Origin of the sequence: Iocasia fonsfrigidae, assembly GCF_017751145.1 — a bacterium.
In the GTDB taxonomy this organism is placed as follows: Bacteria; Bacillota; Halanaerobiia; order Halanaerobiales; family DTU029; genus Iocasia; species Iocasia fonsfrigidae.
In genome coordinates, this window is sequence record NZ_CP046640.1 from 3,908,000 (window position 1) to 3,926,493 (window position 18,494).

Annotated in this window: 19 protein-coding genes and 1 riboswitch; of the genes, 1 reads left to right on the forward strand and 18 read right to left on the reverse strand. The window is 33.9% G+C overall.

All coding sequences use genetic code 11. From position 1 onward, the window contains the following. Complete coding sequence (gene gcvT, locus GM661_RS18780) at positions 1 to 1,071, reverse strand: glycine cleavage system aminomethyltransferase GcvT (protein ID WP_230868177.1); 1,071 nt, start codon at positions 1,069 to 1,071, stop codon at positions 1 to 3. Between the two features lie 543 nt (positions 1,072 to 1,614). Continuing rightward, a riboswitch (glycine riboswitch) is annotated at positions 1,615 to 1,706 on the reverse strand. A gap of 73 nt (positions 1,707 to 1,779) precedes the next feature. Beyond that, positions 1,780 to 2,832 carry a YkvI family membrane protein gene (locus GM661_RS18785; protein WP_230868178.1) on the reverse strand — a complete coding sequence of 351 codons (1,053 nt, stop codon included), beginning with the start codon at positions 2,830 to 2,832 and terminating at the stop codon, positions 1,780 to 1,782. A 112-nt stretch (positions 2,833 to 2,944) separates the two neighbouring features. Here GM661_RS18785 and yyaC point away from each other — a divergent pair, with 112 nt between their 5' ends. Further along, on the forward strand, positions 2,945 to 3,517 hold the full coding sequence (gene yyaC / locus GM661_RS18790) for a spore protease YyaC (protein WP_230868179.1): 573 nt from the start codon (positions 2,945 to 2,947) through the stop codon (positions 3,515 to 3,517). A 9-nt stretch (positions 3,518 to 3,526) separates the two neighbouring features. Here the strand turns inward: yyaC and GM661_RS18795 are convergent, their stop codons facing one another. The 16 genes from GM661_RS18795 to rnpA form a co-directional block, all read right to left on the reverse strand. Next, positions 3,527 to 3,949 carry a bactofilin family protein gene (locus GM661_RS18795; RefSeq protein WP_230868180.1) on the reverse strand — a complete coding sequence of 141 codons (423 nt, stop codon included), beginning with the start codon at positions 3,947 to 3,949 and terminating at the stop codon, positions 3,527 to 3,529. Between the two features lie 3 nt (positions 3,950 to 3,952). Beyond that, positions 3,953 to 4,954, reverse strand: a complete 1,002-nt coding sequence (locus GM661_RS19055) for a M23 family metallopeptidase (protein WP_330165235.1) — start codon at positions 4,952 to 4,954, stop codon at positions 3,953 to 3,955. Between the two features lie 202 nt (positions 4,955 to 5,156). Then, positions 5,157 to 5,831 (reverse strand): DUF554 domain-containing protein, encoded by a 675-nt coding sequence (locus tag GM661_RS18805; protein ID WP_230868181.1) that lies wholly within the window; start codon positions 5,829 to 5,831, stop codon positions 5,157 to 5,159. 17 nt (positions 5,832 to 5,848) lie between these two features. Next, positions 5,849 to 6,505 (reverse strand): potassium channel family protein, encoded by a 657-nt coding sequence (locus GM661_RS18810; RefSeq protein ID WP_230868182.1) that lies wholly within the window; start codon positions 6,503 to 6,505, stop codon positions 5,849 to 5,851. Between the two features lie 119 nt (positions 6,506 to 6,624). After that, on the reverse strand, positions 6,625 to 6,894 hold the full coding sequence (locus GM661_RS18815) for a hypothetical protein (protein ID WP_230866727.1): 270 nt from the start codon (positions 6,892 to 6,894) through the stop codon (positions 6,625 to 6,627). Then, entirely contained in the window at positions 6,815 to 8,170 is a 1,356-nt protein-coding gene (locus tag GM661_RS18820; RefSeq protein ID WP_230868183.1) for an IS91 family transposase, read from the reverse strand. Before GM661_RS18820 ends, GM661_RS18815 begins: the two co-directional genes overlap by 80 nt. Before the next feature lie 1,275 nt (positions 8,171 to 9,445). Next, positions 9,446 to 10,306 carry a ParB/RepB/Spo0J family partition protein gene (locus GM661_RS18825; protein WP_125987077.1) on the reverse strand — a complete coding sequence of 287 codons (861 nt, stop codon included), beginning with the start codon at positions 10,304 to 10,306 and terminating at the stop codon, positions 9,446 to 9,448. After that, complete coding sequence (locus GM661_RS18830) at positions 10,299 to 11,060, reverse strand: ParA family protein (RefSeq protein ID WP_230868184.1); 762 nt, start codon at positions 11,058 to 11,060, stop codon at positions 10,299 to 10,301. Before GM661_RS18830 ends, GM661_RS18825 begins: the two co-directional genes overlap by 8 nt. 13 nt (positions 11,061 to 11,073) lie before the next feature. After that, positions 11,074 to 11,877 carry a nucleoid occlusion protein gene (noc, locus tag GM661_RS18835; protein ID WP_230868185.1) on the reverse strand — a complete coding sequence of 268 codons (804 nt, stop codon included), beginning with the start codon at positions 11,875 to 11,877 and terminating at the stop codon, positions 11,074 to 11,076. Positions 11,878 to 11,933: 56 nt separating this feature from the next. Beyond that, positions 11,934 to 12,659, reverse strand: a complete 726-nt coding sequence (rsmG, locus tag GM661_RS18840) for a 16S rRNA (guanine(527)-N(7))-methyltransferase RsmG (protein WP_230868186.1) — start codon at positions 12,657 to 12,659, stop codon at positions 11,934 to 11,936. Then, positions 12,656 to 14,548, reverse strand: a complete 1,893-nt coding sequence (gene mnmG, locus GM661_RS18845; protein WP_230868187.1) for a tRNA uridine-5-carboxymethylaminomethyl(34) synthesis enzyme MnmG — start codon at positions 14,546 to 14,548, stop codon at positions 12,656 to 12,658. The genes rsmG and mnmG overlap by 4 nt, the downstream gene beginning before the upstream one ends. Positions 14,549 to 14,576: 28 nt before the next feature. Next, a complete protein-coding gene (gene mnmE, locus GM661_RS18850; RefSeq protein WP_230868188.1) occupies positions 14,577 to 15,971 on the reverse strand; it encodes a tRNA uridine-5-carboxymethylaminomethyl(34) synthesis GTPase MnmE in 1,395 nt (464 codons plus the stop codon). A 69-nt stretch (positions 15,972 to 16,040) separates the two neighbouring features. Then, the gene (gene jag / locus GM661_RS18855) at positions 16,041 to 16,697 is read right to left on the reverse strand and encodes an RNA-binding cell elongation regulator Jag/EloR (RefSeq protein WP_230868189.1); all 657 of its coding nucleotides are present in this window, start codon (positions 16,695 to 16,697) and stop codon (positions 16,041 to 16,043) included. Continuing rightward, positions 16,697 to 17,323, reverse strand: a complete 627-nt coding sequence (locus GM661_RS18860) for a YidC/Oxa1 family membrane protein insertase (RefSeq protein ID WP_125987089.1) — start codon at positions 17,321 to 17,323, stop codon at positions 16,697 to 16,699. Before GM661_RS18860 ends, jag begins: the two co-directional genes overlap by 1 nt. 11 nt (positions 17,324 to 17,334) lie before the next feature. Further along, positions 17,335 to 17,544, reverse strand: coding sequence for a membrane protein insertion efficiency factor YidD (gene yidD, locus GM661_RS18865; protein WP_125987091.1), 210 nt, complete (start codon positions 17,542 to 17,544; stop codon positions 17,335 to 17,337). Positions 17,545 to 17,570: 26 nt separating this feature from the next. Beyond that, entirely contained in the window at positions 17,571 to 17,900 is a 330-nt protein-coding gene (gene rnpA / locus GM661_RS18870; RefSeq protein WP_230868190.1) for a ribonuclease P protein component, read from the reverse strand. Between the last annotated feature and the right edge of the window lie 594 nt (positions 17,901 to 18,494).

Sequence of the window (18,494 nt, forward strand, 5' to 3'; positions counted from 1 at the left end):
TTATAAAAATGGTTTCTCAACAACTAAAGCCTTAACTGGTTTTTCTCGAATAATTATATCTAGTTCACTACCTGTCCCGGCAACATCCTTTTCCAGATAAGCCAGACCAATATTCTCTTTAAGACTTGGTGAATAACTGCCACTTGTCACTATCCCTACCTCTTTTTTGTCTTTGCTAACTTTATAGCCCTTCCGCGGAATACCCCTGTCTATTACTTTAAAGCCCCTCAGTACCCTATTATATCCCTGTCTGCTCTCTAATAAAGCATCTTTACCAATAAAATCTCTTTTATTTAATTTAACTGTCCATGATAAACCTGCCTGCCAGGGATTTACCCCTTCACTTAATTCATTACCATATAAGCAAAATCCCTTTTCCAATCTTAAGGTATCCCTTGCTCCTAAACCTATAGGTTTTATACCATAACCCAACCCAGCATCAATTATTTCATGCCAGATCTCTTCAAGTTTAGCAGGAGATAAATATATCTCAAAACCAATCTCACCTGTATAGCCTGTTCTAGATAATAGTACATCTTCACCAGCCAATTTCCCTCTACTAAATCTGTAATATTTCATATCAGCCAACTTAATATCTGTCAATTTATTTAATACTTTTTCTGATTCTGGCCCCTGTAAAGCAAGCTGACCAAAGTCTGAAGAAAGGTCTTTTACGGTAATTTCCCCATTGACATGCTCTTTAATCCATTGGTAGTCTTTTTCAATATTAGAGGCATTAACTACCAGTAAGAATTCATTTTCTCCCAAGCGGTAAACCAATAAATCGTCCAGTACACCACCATGATGATTGCAAAGTGGTGTATATACAACTTGCCCAACAGCTATCTGGCTAATATCATTTGTTATCAAGTAATTAAGGTTTTTTAAGGCATCACCCCCTGAAAAATATATTTCCCCCATATGGGATACATCAAACAGTCCACATTGCTTTCGTACTGTCTGATGCTCCTCTATTATGCTAGTATACTGTACTGGCATCTCCCAACCACCAAAATCTATTAAGCGGGCCCCCAGTTCCTTATGCACATTAAATAATGGTGTTCTCTTCATCTAACCCCTCCCTAGTTTTTATCTTTTCGTTTGAACAAAATGTATTCGCCAGCCTGATACTACCGTAATAATTTTCATTCTACCGCTTGTCGTTCACTTCGGCATCCATGCCTCCGCTCTCTGTCACAACTTTTTGTTCCGGCGTCCTGCCTCCACAAAAAGTTAGAGTCGCTATAGAATAAAAATTATTACTAGGCTAGCTTAATACAGACAGATATATTTGTTGTGCGACTCTAGAAATTGACTGGAGGTAGGAACTTGGCCTCGATGGCCTGATACTAACTCGACCATGCGTAATAAAAAGAAGAGTTAGTGAACAGGAAGACAATTTCTCGACAATAAGCGTAAGCAGGACGCTGTAGCGCAACCTTAATTTTCTTGTATGCTCTGCTTAGATGCGGAGTGCCTGCGGTACACGACAAGAGAAACAAATATATTTGTCGGCCTTCAAAGTTATCCACAATTTCAAAAACAAATACTATATTAAAAAGAGGGAAACCAGTAAGATTACTGATTCCCCTCTGTCCAGTCAGTTCAGAGACCCGTCCTTTCAGAATTCTTCTGCCTGAGAGTTTTAGTGGTTCCACCTTATCTCCTTCGGCGCCTTAAAAAAAGGTCTCTCTCCTGAAATTCACCCGGAACAATATTATATTATAAACTTAATATATATTTATATTCTTACTTTAAAGATAATCTCCTTCTTACTTTTTATATTTTTTTTATATTTTTGACCTTAAATAAAAGAATTATATAATAGAGAATTATAAATAGGGATAAATATCCAAAAATCGGATACAAACATCCCACTAGATTTCCAAATCCAGACCAGGCAAAAGGAACAATAATAAATAAGGTAATAAAAAGCCCTGTTTCATAGCTTATTGATAAAAGGGAAGTAATACGCCTATTAAAGGCATATAGATTTGCAATACCAGTGCTTATCATTGCAAAATATAGTGCTACTATATAAGCCAAATACATCTTATTACTGACTCTGCCAGCAATAAAAAACATAGGTATCTCTTCTTGAGGTACTGTTTTAAAAGCCGTTAATAGGGCAGCAAATAGAATTATACAAAGAAAAAATAAAATACCTCCACCAGTGATACCCCCTAATATAATTAACTTATCATCCTTCTTTGCTACTATTCCTGTCATTACTGCAACTGCCATTACTGTATTATATGCTCCATAGATTAAACCATCAATAATTGGCTGCCAGCCCTTTATCTTCAAAGGCAAAAAACCATCAAAAACATCTGTTTGTTGAGTTCTAAAAAAAGATGTAATTGTTAAGATTGTTATTATAGTTAGTCCTGGTATCAATATATTATTTACAGTAAATATCCCCTCTGTTTTAAGATAAAGGGTTAGATAAACAAAAGTAATACTAATAAACAAACCAAAATAATAAGACAAACCCAGAAAATCTTTAAAAACAGTACCTCCCCCTGCTATCATTACAGAGACACTACCTACTAAAAAACAGCTATATATTATATCAAATACCACTGCTATTAATGGTGGTAAAAAACCATAAAAAAAATCTTGATAACTTTTTGCTCCAATTTTTTTCCCTAAAACAAAAAACCTGGGCACCAGTCCTGTAAAAAACACTCCAGCTAAACCAATACCATAAAGACCATGTATTCTATGGCAGGCAAAAAACTTCCATATTTCCTGTCCTGAAGAAAAACCTGCACCTACAACTGCCCCTACATAAATAAAGGCTATTCTAATAATCGTAGTAATTTTCTTCATTTCTACCCCCTGCCTCTTCCCTCTTCTATATCTATGCTATTTAAGAGGTATAAATTAATGAATTATTACACATATTAATTCATATATATAGGAATATAAGGGGGATAGAAGTATGTTTTTTGAAAAAAAACGTGTTCACATAGATGATAATAATTCTGATGTTTTATTAAAATCAATTATTTATAATCAGGCCGTTAAACAAAATTATACTATTGATAAGGAACTAATTATCCTTTGTATTGGAACTGACCGTTCTACAGGTGATTCCCTGGGGCCATTAACCGGTACATTATTAAAAAAATTGCCTTTTTTTAATGCTAATATTATAGGTACTGTTCACAATCCAGTTCATGCCAGTAATTTAAAAGAAATTATTGAATTAATAAATACTAAATATAATAATTCCTTTATCATTGCTATCGATGCCGGTCTTGGTAAACAGAGTAGTGTAGGATATATAGATGTAAAAAAAGGCCCCTTACAACCAGGGACCGGTGTTAATAAAAAACTTCCTGAAATAGGTGATATGCACATAACAGGCCTTGTCAATATTGGCGGTTATATGGAATACCTCGTATTACAGAGCACCCGATTAAGCATCGTTTTAAAGATGGCAGAAACTATTAGCTCTGCCCTGGAAATGGCAGTAAATACCTTCCATAAAGAAATGAGTGCAATTGACTAGATTTGTTTATTATTTTTTGACAGCTGCAGCTTCTTTTTTAGCCTTGTTTACATGATCAGCAGACTTCTTAAATCCTTCATCAAGTGGTTTACTTGCTCCCTGAAAAAGGGCTCCTTCTTCAATCTTAAGTGTTTTAGTCTGTAAGTCACCAATAATTTTACCACTCGGCAGTATCTCAACCTTTTGTGAAGCATTTATATTTCCTTCTATTTTTCCTGCCACTACTACTTTACGGGCCTTTACTTCTGTTATTAATTTACCATTTTCCCCGACAAAAACATCCCCATCTGCTTTAATATTACCTTTAACTTCACCCTCAATCCTTAAAGAACCTTTTGTATGGATATCTCCTTCTATAATTGTTCCTGTACCCAGTATAGTTTCGACTTTTCCCTTGGCTTCTTCAATTTTTTTATCTTTACTCCCTAACATAAGCTACCTCCCAATATAATTTTCTGGATTTTGTGGAATATTATTTTTTCTTACTTCATAATGAACGTGTGGCCCACTACTTTTCCCAGAGTTTCCACTCAAGGCTATAATATCTCCACGTGAAACCTTCTGTCCTCTTTTTACTTTAAATTTATTAAGATGGGCATACCTTGTTTCAAAACCAAAACCATGCTGTATAATCACCATTAAACCATAACCACCTTTTCTCCCCACAAATTTTACTACACCATCTGCTGTAGCCAAAACCGGAGTATTATACCAGGTAGCAATATCAAGCCCTTCATGTATCTGCTGTTTTCCTGAAAAAGGATCAGAGCGCCAGCCGAACCTTGAGGATATATAGGCATCTCCTTTATCAGCTATAGGCCAGATTTTAGGTGTTGCAGCTTGCAGGTCATTATACTCTTTAACTGACATTTCTAAATTATTTAGATCTTCTTCATGGGTAGGCAATTCTTTTTTTAAGGTGTTTATATTTCTTTTAGCCCTGGCAATAATCTCATCAGGAGCCTGATAATATAGATGTATATTACCACCACCTACTGGCAAACCCTGCTGTAAAACACTTTGGTTATAGGAAAGAAAAGTCTGAAGTTTTAAATCCTGTTGATCACTAGCAGCCTGTGTACCTCTATCTATATTAATCATTTCTTTAATTTCTTCATTATATTCTTTTAATCTGGAGAGATTTTCTTTTAGTTCTTCTGTATCTTGAGTTAAAACAAATAATTCATTTTTGAGTTTTTCATTTTCAGCCCTAACTCCCTTTAATTGAACTAATCTATCTGATACTGAAAAAAAACCGGACTGATAATGTTTATAAAGAAAGGATAAAGTAGTAATACTCCCTAGTACTATTATTATTATCAATATTGGAGTAATACGCTTCATTTTAAACATTTTAATTTTCTTTTTGGGAGATGGTATAATTGTAATATCTACTTTTTCAAATAAATAAGAAATAAGTTTTTTTCTTAACTTCATGCAGTTTCCCTCCTAATATTAAAAGAAAAAATAATTGTGAGTGTAATAATTATGAGTGTATTATATATATTTCTCCTTTAATGTAAAAATTCCTTTAGGTATAAGGTCATAAAATGCTACTTTTTTACTACTTTTTTTGTAATTCTTTTCTTGTGATATATATATTTGCCATTTAAAAAATAGTACAAGTTATAATAAATATTTATATAACTGCTACTCCAATAATTGCTATCACTAGGGCTGGTAGCAAATTAGCAACTTTAATTTTACTTACACCCATAATATTTAAACCAATTGCCATAATTAATAACCCACCTGTAGCAGTCATTTCATTAACCATAGGGTCAGTAAGATATTGTTCAACAAAAGATGCTAATAGAGTCAATCCCCCCTGATACAATAAAACTGGTATTGCTGAAAACAAAACACCTATCCCAAAGGTAGCTGAAAAAGCAACAGATGCAACACCATCAAGTAGAGATTTATTAATTAAAATACTAGGGTCATTATTTAGTCCATCCTGGATTGCCCCCATTATAGCCATCGAACCTACACAAAAAACCAGACTTGCCTGAACAAAACCCTGCACAAACAGGTCATTTTCCTGCTGAAAGCTACTTTTAAGCATCTTTCCTACTCTCTCTAAGTTCTTTTCAATATCTATTGACTCACCAATCACTCCACCAATAACCAGACTAAAAATAACAATTAATATATTTTCCGTAAGCAGAGCCATCTGTAAACCAATTAAGATAACCGCCAAACTCAATCCCTGCATCACTGTATTTTGAATTTTTTTAGGAAAACTATCCTTAAATAAGATTCCAGTAATTCCCCCTATAATAATTGCCACAAAATTTATAACTGATCCTAACATAAACTATTACCTCTATTCTATTTGTTAAATATCTTTACTAATTCCCCACTCAGTTCTTTTTTTGTTAGAACTAAGATTAGATCATTACCCATGATTTTCGTATTTCCCCGGGGGACTATAGTATTATCACCACGAAGTATTGTAACCAATACTGATTCCAAAGGCAATTCAATATCTTTCACTTTTTGACCTACAATACTAGAATTTTCCCTTACTAATACCCTGGTTAAACGCAGTTGATCCTGGTCTTTTTTTAAAAGAACATTAAGATCACTTAAAGTAACATCATATTCCACCAGTCCAGCTAAAATCGAAGCACTACTAACCGCTACATTAACACCCAGCCAGTTGAATAGTTTTTCATTACCAGGGGTGTTTACAGTAGTAAAGGTTCTCGAAATATTATACTTGCGTTCTGCTAATTGACAGATCACCAAATTATCTTGGTCATCCTCTGTTACTGCCAGAAGAATATCACATTCCTCAATCCCTGCTTTCTCTAAAACATCCTGTTCAGAACCATCACCACAAATAACCTCAATATCATATTTTTCCTCAATTTTAACAGCCTTATCATAATCTTGTTCTATTAAAACAACCTTATAATCTTTATTAGAAAATTCCTTAATAAGATACCTGCCAACTTTCCCTCCACCAACAATTAATATAAACATTTTTACACCTCTATATGACTTGTTATAATATAGTACTAATAACTCTGTTTCACGTGAAACAGCTATATCAAGTATTATATTTTTTTCTGCTTAATCTAGAACAAAATGGCTCCGCCACCCTACTGCAACTCAGAATCCCCTTCTGTTTTACGGTAGGGGTATTTAATATAAGATGATTCAAAAACCATCTTTGTAAGACATTCAGGACATGCCACTCCAGGCATTTCCCCTTCTTTCAATTTTTGAACCATTGCAAACTCATCTACTACAAAATCAGGTACATGATCATCCATCCCACACTTTGGACATCTATAAACATACCATTCTTCTTGGTGGTCCGGGGAATGGAATGGTAGTTCCCAGTTGTCTCGCTCTTTTTCGTCTTTCAATTCTAGGATCCTCCTCCCATGGATATCTTTTTATATGTCGTCCATTTTCATCTGTATGTTCAAAATGATAAATAAAATCATGTTTAGGACTCCATATCTCATATAATACCATCTCCGAACCACATTTCCTACATATTAATGGGTCTCTATCAAAACTTTTTATAATATTTTCTCGCCATCTCATTACTCTTTTTTTCTTTTCTACCACTATTAGTTTTAACTGTCTTTTCTTCATGTATTTCCATAGTGATACTATCTTTTTTACTTTTTTATTAAAACCTCTACTATATAACCCATATCTTCTTACCATCTTAAAATACTTTTTAGGTACATGCATTATCAATCTACCTATAAAGTCTAATACATCAAGCAGTAATTCTTTTCTTTTTTTCGTATTATGGTCTTCATACCAAAACCTTACCTTCTTACCATCATACTCTAGTATTCTATATTCAGCCATAGCTGGACGTGCTAGATATCTACCAATATATCTAGTTGCACCTCTAGCATTAATTAGTCTAGATTCAGCATTTACATAAAATCCATTAGGATATTTTTGATACAGTTCTCTTACTAAATTCTGAACCTTTAAGCCCTCTTTGAAATACTTTCGAAATATATTAAGTAATACTTTCTGCCATGACTTTCTTAAATATGGATATGAAATATATCCAATATGCTTCCACTGCTTATATTTATCTAATGCTCCTTCTGTTAATAGAGCATGGATATGAGGATTAAACCCTACATCCCTCCCAAAAGTATGAACTACTGTTATTACTCCAACTTGATATTCTTTTTCCTTTGATTGTTTATCATAGTAATCTTGAATTAATTCATTTACTGCATCGCACATATCTTTCAATAAATCTCTATGCCAATATACATACCCTCTTAATTGTTCTGGTAATGTAAATACTAAATGTCTATGACTTGTATCAAGTATATTCTCTACTTGTTTCTCAACCCAATTATCTATATATTTCTTGCCACATCGTACACAAAAACGACTTTTACAGCTAAATCTAATTATATGCTCATGACCACATTCAAGACATTTATATAAAGTATATCCATTTTCAGGATTTCCACAACCCAATGCCCTTTCAACCTGTTCAATTACATCATCTATCATATCAGCTGGAACCACTTCTGATAATCTGTTATCCTTAAAGATTTTCCAGTTATTATTATGAGTAAATATTTTTTTAATCGTATGTTGTTTTTGTATCTCTTTTCTTTTCATAATACTTATTAATTCTATTAAGTTATCCACAAACCTGCTTAACACATAATTTCCTATACCTGAACAAAATGGCTCCGCCACCCAGACTTAATCACTAATTATTAATTTTTTCTTAGAACCACTTTTCACTCAAAGTTAACTACTCATTATAATAAACCAGACCAATATATTTACTGGACGACTCTAGAAATTGTCTGGAGGCATGGAACTTGGCCTCGATGGCCTGATACTGACTCGACCATGCGTTATAAAAAGAAGAGTCAGTGAGCCGGAAGACAATTTCTCGACAGTAAACGAAGGCAGGACGCCATAGTGCAACCTTAATTTTCTTGTACGCTCTGCTTAGACCGCGGAGTGCCTGCGGTGCACGACAAGGTAAGTAAATATACTGGTCGGTCTTTAAAGTTATCCACAATTTCAAAATTGCATAGTTTCCTAAACTTGAACAAAATGGCTTCCCCACCCAGACTTAATCAAATATATCAACTTTCTTAAGTCAACTATTTATTACACATAGTTAATCAATAAACTATTAGCCAGACAAATATATTTGTTGTACGACTCTAGAAATTGGCTGGAGCTACAGAACTTGGCCTCGATGGCCTGATGCTGACTCAACTATGCGTAATAAAAAGGAGAGTCAGTGAACCGGAAGACAATTTCTCGATAGTAAGCATAAGCAAGACGCTGTAGCGCAACCTCAAACTGTTCTTGTGCGCTCTGCTTAAATACGGAGTACCTGTGGTGCACAACAAGAGAAGTAAATATATTTATCGGTCTTTTAAGTTATCCATAATCCCGAAAAAATATATTTTCCTATACCTAAACAAAATAGCTTCGCCATCCAGACTTAAACAATAAATAAAATTTCTTAAAATGGAGCGATACAGACACTACACATCTAAACAGAACACTCAAGAAAATTAACTTTGCAGCACGAACACAGCAATGGATCGGACCTGAATAAGTGAGTTTTAACGTCTCAATAGTTTAATTACTGGCCTCAACCTTGCATATATAATTGAAAAACATATGCCCTAACTCGATACAGTAGTATGACTCATTCTTTAATGTTTGAAAAAAAGGAGGCAGTGCGACACAAGTCGATTCGTTAGTACTGGCTCCTTCCTTGCGTATTTAAATAAAGGAGGCAGTACAAAATAGCCAGTAATCGTCTGACACTAAATTCGTTCTATTTTTTTAAATCCCAATATAAAATAACGTGAATACTGAGTCAGTGCATGCTTAATGTATAATATTGGGAGTGCTGGGTTAATACAATAATTAATTATGCAAAGCATTTACTTATATTTTATTAATTAATTTTATGATATCTGTATAATTATCACATTCAATAGTTATTATCTTCTTATTATTTCTATTCTTAATTTTAACCTTTGTTCCTAAATAATTAGCTAATTTTTGTTGGGCTGTTCTCCACTCTGGCCCTAATTTTACTTTATTTGCATTTTTAACAGTCTCCTGTTTTTCTTTTTTATTATTCAATTGATAAATATATTTTTCTGTTTCACGTACAGAAAGTTTATTTTTGAGTACATAGTCTGCCGCCTTTATCTGTTGTTTTAAATCTTTTAATGATAATAATGCCCTGGCATGTCCCATGGATAGAGTTTCACGTGAAACATAGACCTGAATTTTTGGCGGCAGGTTTAATAATCTTACTGTATTAGCAATACTGGAGCGGCTTTTTCCTACCTTCTGGGCCACTTCTTCCTGAGTCATATTAAATTCATCTAACATGCGCTGATAGGCCTGAGCCTCTTCTAGAGGATTTAAATCCTCGCGCTGTAAATTTTCTATTAAGGCAGTTTCCATCATCTGTTGATCGTCATATTTGCGTATAATAGCAGGAATCTTTTTTAGGCCGATCAACTGGGATGCCCTCCATCTCCTTTCCCCAGTAACCAGTTGATAGCGCTCAGGTTTTATCTGTCTTATAGTAATAGGTTGTATTACACCATTTTCTTTAATTGAATTAGCTAATTCCTCCAGGTATTCATCCTCAAATTCCTGGCGGGGTTGATAGGGATTAGGCTCAATCTGGTCTATAAAAACCTCCTTAAATCTGCCCTGGCTATTTTCTTCTTCATAACCTGTATCAGTAATCAAAGCTCCTAATCCTTTTCCTAATCTACTTTTAGACATTACTGGTCACTTCCTTTGCTAATTCACGATAAGCAACTGCCCCTCTGGAACTCTTATCATACTCAGTAATAGGTTTCCCGAAACTAGGTGCTTCACTTAACCGTACATTTCTCGGTATAATTGTATTATAAACCTTATCATTAAAATACTTTTTCACCTCATCAATCACCTGCTGAGAAAGGTTTGTCCTAGCGTCATACATAGTCAATAATACACCCTCAATCTCCAGCTCTGGATTTAAATTTTTCTGTACCAGCTCAACAGTATTCATTAATTGACCCAATCCTTCCAGGGCATAGTATTCACACTGGATCGGTACCAATATTCCATCTGCAGCTGTTAAGGCATTTAATGTCAAAAGTCCCAGTGAAGGAGGACAGTCAAATAATATATAATCATAATCTTCATCTATCTGACTTGTTATTTTTTTTAAGCGACTTTCCCTTGAGATCATAGAAACCAGTTCGATTTCTGCCCCTGCCAGGTCTATATTTGCAGGCAGAACATAAAAACCCTCTATCTCTGTTGATAATATTCCATCACCAACTGCAATCTCATCTATCATTACATCATAAATGCTAATATCAAGTTTGCTTTTTTCGATTCCAATACCACTGGTGGCATTCCCCTGTGGGTCAACATCAATCAAGAGTACCTGCTGCCCCATTTCGGCCAGACAAGCAGCTAAATTAACAGCAGTAGTACTTTTCCCAACACCACCCTTTTGATTAACAATAGCTATCTTCTTGCCCAAGTAAATCACCCCTTTATTCTTTATTTTTAGGCAAACGAATATTAAACTCTACATATTCTTCATCTTCACTTCTCTCTACCTTGACATCAAGACCAGCTGTTTTCATTTCCTTGATAGAGCCTTGTAAAGTGTTAATAAAAAGACGTAAGTCTTTATAAATTGTTACTGTATTGCCCTCTTTTTGTCCATTGATTATTCTATCTATCGCTTTTTCTGTTTCTTTAACGGTCATTTCCCTTTCCTTAATCATTTCTATTACTCTAAGTTGATCTTCTTTATTTTTTAATTTTAATAAAGCCCTGGTATGTCTTTCTGTCATAATAGAAGGATCAATTTGCTGACATACATCTGTTGCCAATGATAAAATACGAATCTTATTGGCAATAGTTGATTGGCTCTTTCCGATTTTTTCAGCTAATTGAACCTGTGTAAAATTAAATTTATCAAGTAATTGCTCATAAGCTCTGGCTTCTTCTAAAAAATTAAGGTCCTTACGCTGAAGATTTTCTACTAAGGCAATTTCAGCCATCTCTTTATCCTCAATCTCTTTTATAATTACTGGAACTTCAGTAATTCCAACGCTTTTACAAGCTCTAAGCCTTCTTTCGCCAGCAATTAGTTCATATTTATCGCCAGATTTACGAACTGTAAGTGGTTGAATTACACCATAACTTTTTATTGAATTGGCCAGCTCAATTATCTCTTCAGCATTAAATTCCTTACGGGGTTGATAGGGATTAGGTGATATCATATCAATTGAAATATTATGTATCTGTTCTTTTATATTATCATCATTACGAAAAGAAAACTTCATCATTATTTACCTCCAGAAACTATATCTATAAATTTCTTCATAACTAAATTTTTTCCTGCCTAAAGCGGACGTTTTTTTGGAATACCTGCCCTGCGGGGATATTTAACTGGTGTTTTTTTTCGTTTTTCTATATTTATAATATATCTTTCTCCTGTTAAAGATGGTATCTTAATTTTTTTAACATTATTAATAATCCCACCTAGTGTCATCACTGCTCCTGCACCTTCTTCAATCTCCTGTTGACAATCAGGGCCTTTATAAAGCTGAACCTGTCCCTTTACCCTAGCAAAAGGCAGGGTATATTCAGCCAGTATATTTAAAGGAGCAACTGCCCTTGAAAAAACAAAGTCAAATCTCTCTCGATAAGAGGATTTATCAGCCAAGTCTTCTGCTCTGCCATGAATTACTTCCACATTATCGACTTGCAAATGTTCAATAAGCAATTGCAAAAACCTAACCTTTTTTTTATTGGCATCAAGTAATACTAAAGAAATCTGCGGAAAAAATATCTTGATAACCATCCCTGGAAAACCTGGACCAGTTCCAACATCTATCACATAGTCTTCATTCCTAAAACTCCCTAACTGAAAAAAACCAAGGGAGTCCAGGAAGTGTTTATTAATTATCTCTTCATAATCTACTATAGCTGTTAAATTGTATTTTTTATTTTCTGATATTAATAAATTAGTATATACCCAAAGTCTATCTACTGGTATATTTGTAAATTCCAGTCCCATATCTGTTATACCTTTAGTCATTTTTTCTTTAAAAATACTTTTCTTCACTTTTTTTTGCTCCTTTGTAACTGTTCCAGATAAATCATTAAGACTGATATATCTGCTGGTGATACCCCTGATATTCTGGAAGCCTGTCCAATAGACCTCGGTCTGATTTTATTAAGTTTTTCACGTGCTTCCAATCTCAGATTTTTAAGACTGTTATAATCAATATCTTCAGGTATATACTTCTTTTCCATCTTTTTGAACTGCTCAACCTGTAACATTTGTCTCTCAATATAGCCCTGATACTTAACTTGAATACTTACCTGTTCACTTACTTCAACTGGATAATCTAGATTTTTATCCGTAAAATACACTAAATCCCTAAAATTAATTTCAGGTCTGCGCAATATTTCTTCAAGACTAACAGGCTTAGCCAGATCACCACTCCCTAATTCCTTTAATTTTTTCCTAACATCCTCTGTAGGGTTAAGCTGTGTATTGTTTAAAATCCCTAATAATTCCTTAACCATCTCTCTTTTCTTAACAAAAAGTTTATACCTCTCTTCTGATATCAATCCCAACCTATATCCAATTGGGGTTAAACGCTGGTCAGCATTATCCTGTCTTAATAACAATCTATACTCTGCCCTTGAAGTCATAATCCTATAAGGCTCATTTGTCCCCTTGGTTACTAATTCATCTATTAGAACACCTATATAAGCCTGTGACCTATTTAAAATTAAAGGATCTTCACCCTTTAAACTCAATACAGAGTTTATACCTGCTATCAACCCCTGACCGGCAGCTTCTTCATATCCAGAAGTTCCATTTATTTGACCAGCAGCATAGAGTCCCCTTATCTTCTTTGTTTCCAGAGTAAGTTTAAGTTCTGTTGGGTTAAGACAATCATATTCAATTGCATAAGCAGGTCTCATGATTTCTGCATTTTCCAAACCTGGTATAGTGCTAATTATCTCCAGCTGTACCTCCAATGGCAGACTGGTTGATAAACCAGCGACATAATATTCATCTGTAGAGAGTCCTTCTGGCTCTAAAAAGAGCTGATGCCTCTCCTTATCTGGAAAACGTATTACTTTATCCTCAATAGAAGGACAGTAACGAGGACCTACCCCTTCTATTGCACCACTAAAAAGGGGCGCTCTATGCTTGTTTTTTTTTATAATACGATGGGTTTCTGTTGTAGTATAGGTTAACCAGCAAGAAACCTGTTCCTTAATCTTATGATTACTATCAAAAGAAAATCTCAACCCTTCCTCACCCTTCTGTTCCTGCATTTTAGAAAAATCAAGGGTATTTTTATTAATTCTGGGAGGTGTACCGGTCTTAAATCTCCTTAATTCCAGGCCCTCCTTCTTAAGGGAATTTGATAATTTATTAGCAGGATACTGCTGATTAGGACCAGCATTAAAAGTTGCTTCACCGATAATAACCCTTCCTTTAAGAAAAGTACCTGTAGTAATAATAATCTTTTTTCCTGAATAGAAGATACCTGTTTTGGTTATTACCCCTTTTATCTCACCATTTTCTACAACAATCTGTTCAACTATACCCTGTTTTAAATCCAGATTATCCTGACGTTCCATGATTCTTTTCATCCTTAAATGGTATTCTTTCTTGTCAGCCTGACCACGTAAGCCATGAACAGCTGGCCCTTTTCTGGTATTTAACATCCTGATCTGAATCATAGTTTCATCCATATTTTTGGCCATTTCTCCCCCCAGGGCATCTATTTCCCTGACAATATGTGATTTCCCGGGACCACCTAATGAGGGATTACAAGGCATAAAGGCAACATGATCCAGATTAACTGTTAAAGTAAGGACTTTAAAACCCATTCTAGCCGGAGCCAGTGAAGCCTCACAACCTGCATGACCAGCCCCAATTACTATTACATCATATTTCAGGGGATATCGATAAATTTCTTTACTCATATAACAACCCTCCAATTTACTTAGTAAATTACTTGCCTAGACAAAAGTCCTTAAATATCCTATCAATTATATCATCTGCCAGGGTTTCACCCGTAATATCACTCAATCCCATTAAACAATCCCTTAAATCTATTGTAAAAAAATCATAAGGTAGTTTTTTCTGATAGGTCTTTATTACCCGCTTAATAGCCTGGAGTGAATGTTCAAGGGCATTTTTATGTCTTGTTCTAGTTATAAATACTTCTTCATCACTCTTTAATTCTTCATCAAGCACTTCATCTATAATAGCCTCTTTTAATTCATTAAGTCCTTGATCTTCTTTTATAGAAATCTCAAGTAGGGGGTGACCAGTAAATTCCTTCCGTAGTTTAGAAAAATTAACTTTGGCTGGGAGATCAGTTTTATTGACAATAACTATTAATGGTTTTTCCTTAATTAACTGATAAATCATTAAATCAACCTCTGTTAATCCTTGACTAATATCAATCATCATTAAAATTAAATCTGCTTTTTTAAGGGTTTCTTCTGCTTTCTTAACCCCAATCTTCTCTACAAGATCCTCTGTCTTCCTGATACCAGCTGTATCAATTATCTTTAGAGGAATCCCCTTGATATTAATAAATTCTTCAATAATATCCCTGGTAGTCCCCGGAACATCGGTAACAATAGCCCTTTTTTCTTCAAGCAAGGTATTTAATAAACTAGATTTGCCTACATTTGGTTTACCAACAATAACTGTTTTTATTCCTTCACGATATATCTTTCCCTGTCTACTGGTTTCCAGTAGTTTCTTTATTCCATCCCTGATAGAATACAATTTATCTCCCAGTTCTTTTGATTTAAACCCTTCAACCTCATCTTCGGGGAAATCTATAGCTGCTTCCAGATAAGCCATAAGTTCTATTACTTTATCTTTCAATAATCCCACCTGTGATGATAATTTACCCCCCAACTGGTTTAAAGCTACATCCAGTCCTTTCTCTGTTTTAGAATTAATTACTTCCATTATCCCTTCGGCCTGAGCAAGATCTATCCGTCCATTTAAAAAAGCCCTTTTGGAAAACTCCCCCGGTTCTGCTAATCTGGCACCATTTTGTAAAAGGATATCCAAAACCCTCTGTAAAGGAACCATACCACCATGACAATCTAACTCTACAACATCTTCTCCTGTAAATGAATGGGGCCCTTTCATAATAATACAAATAACCTCATCAGCCTCTTTACCTGATTTAGAATCAACAATATATCCGTAATGTGCAGTATAACTTGCTGCCTCTCTTAAGTCCTTTTCTTTTTTTACTGATTTAAATAGAGATGCCGCTATTGTAATAGCTTCTGGACCACTCATTCTAATCTTACCAATACCTGCCGACCCAAAAGGTGTAGAAATAGCAGCAATCGTCTCTGTATTCAATAATGTCATTTTAACACCTCACTTAAACAAAGTAAAACCCAGCAGGATATCCTACTGGGCTTATTGTTAACAGTAATTTTAATTATTATCCTTCTTATTAGCTGTTTTTTCCTCAGCAACTATCATTACCCGCCGGTAGGGTTCTTTGCCCTCACTATAGGTATTAACCCGCTCATCCCCCCGTAAAGTCATATGAATAATCCTCCGTTCATGAGGAGGCATGGGTTCAAGCATTACCTTACGACCTGTTGATAATGCCTTACGGGCTAATTTATTGGCTAGTCTCTCCAGGGTACCCTTCCTTCTATCACGGTAACCATCAGCGTCTATTAAAACACGGTAATAGGATTCTATTGATTTATTAACAATTAAAGAAGTCAAATATTGTATCGCATCAAGGGTTTCACCCCTATGTCCTATAATAATACCCAGGTCTTTACTACTTATATTATATAATACCTGCTCATCATTTGTTTTATCTTTTAATACAGATATTTCAGCTTCAAAAGGCATTTTTTTAAAAATCTCATCTAAAAATTCTTTACCGACTTTAATGGGATTTACTTTAGGCTTTACTTCTACTACAGCATTTTTACTGCCTATAATACCAAAGATCCCTTTAGAACCTTCATCTAATACTTTAACCTCAGCTTCATTTTTACTTATCTGTAATTTATCCAAAGCAAGGTTTAAGGCCTCATCGATAGTTTTACCTTCCTGCCTAATAACCTTCATTATTCTTTCACTACCTCCTTCTCATCAGGACTATTATAAATAATATATTGTTGTAGTGAGAGAAGTACAGTTTGAGTAAACCAGTAGATTAAAACACCCGCTGGCAACTTAAAACCAACAAAGATTATAAAAAGCGGCATAATATACATCATCGTAGTATTCTGAGATGAACTGGCTGTAAATTGCTGTGTCAGGTATGTTGAACCAAACATGGCTAAACCATTTAAAATAACCAGTGCTATATCAGGTTGAGCCAGGTTTTGTATCCATAAAAATGTTGTATTATCCATATCCAGACCATAAATTGATCTGTATAAAGGGAAGATTATGATCATAGTTACTATCATTGGTAAACAACCTGCCATTGGGTTTGCATTATTTTCTTTGTATAATTTAGCTAATTCTTCCTGTTGTTTTTGTTTATCATCCTTATATTTTTCCTGTATCTCCTTCATCTTAGGTTGTAAATCCTGCATCTGTTTCATTGATTTCGTTTGTTTAGCCTGTAAGGGATACATTAATAATCTTATTATTACTGTAAAAATAATAATCGATAAACCATAATTATTAACCAATCCATTTATAAAAAGTAAAGCCTCACTCATTATATCTGTTAACCAACCCATTTTAATTCCTCCTATTCTACAGGGTCATATCCACCTTTATTAAAGGGATGACACCTGACTATCCGCTTGATACTTAATAAACAACCCCTGAAAACACCATATTTTAATATCGCCTCTTTAGAATATGCAGAACATGTTGGATAAAAACGGCAGCTTTTAGGCAGTAAAGGAGATATTATCCTTTGATAAATATTTATTAACATAATTAAAATTTTTTTCATTATCATTATCATTATCTCCTTCTTTTTTAAGGCTTATCCCATATACCAGCTTTTTTATATAGTTTAATAACATCTCTTTCTAACCCTGAATATTGTAAATTAATAACCGGTTTACGGGCAATAAAAATAAGATCATAACCCTTTTTAACACTGGAATTTAATCTAGTAATTTCCTTTAATCTTCTCCTTAGTTTATTCCTAACAACAGCATTACCAATTTTTTTACTAATAGAATAACCAATTCTATTATAATCTAATCTATTGGGATAATAATATAAGACAAGATTATATGTTACAAAAGATTTTCCCCTGGAATAAACCCTGCTAAAATCTTTATTTTTTTTCAAACTCTCCACAAATAAGAAAAACCCCCCAACAGATTATATTTATAACTATTTTACCAGAAAACCTAACATTAATGTATTATTATAGCTATAATTACACAGTTTATTATATGTTATTTAACAAATTGAGTCAAGGATCATTTATATTCACAGGGGATCTAATATAATTTAAAACTGTTGATAATCAAATAGATATCTGTTATTATATTATTAACATGCTGTTAATTATTCAGATGATTTTCAAACATACATATATACCTTTTTATTTGATTAACAACTTAATAATTTATATTATCCACAGATTGTTAGTTTTATCACCACTCTTTAATACTGTAATTATTCCCTTTTTAACTATAAGTTATCCACAAAACAAGTGTTTTTATCCACATTTTGTTGATAACAATTCCAAAAAGGTGGTTGTCTGTGGATAATTTTATCATTTATCCACATTTTATTAAATTAATTAAGCCATATTAATTTATTTAGGGCTAATTTAATTACCTTATTCCTGTGGATAAAACAAATACTTATCCACAAAATTGTTAATAACTATTTAAAATTATTCTTTTTTACTATATAATTATATATATTTCAGGGGGTTTTTTT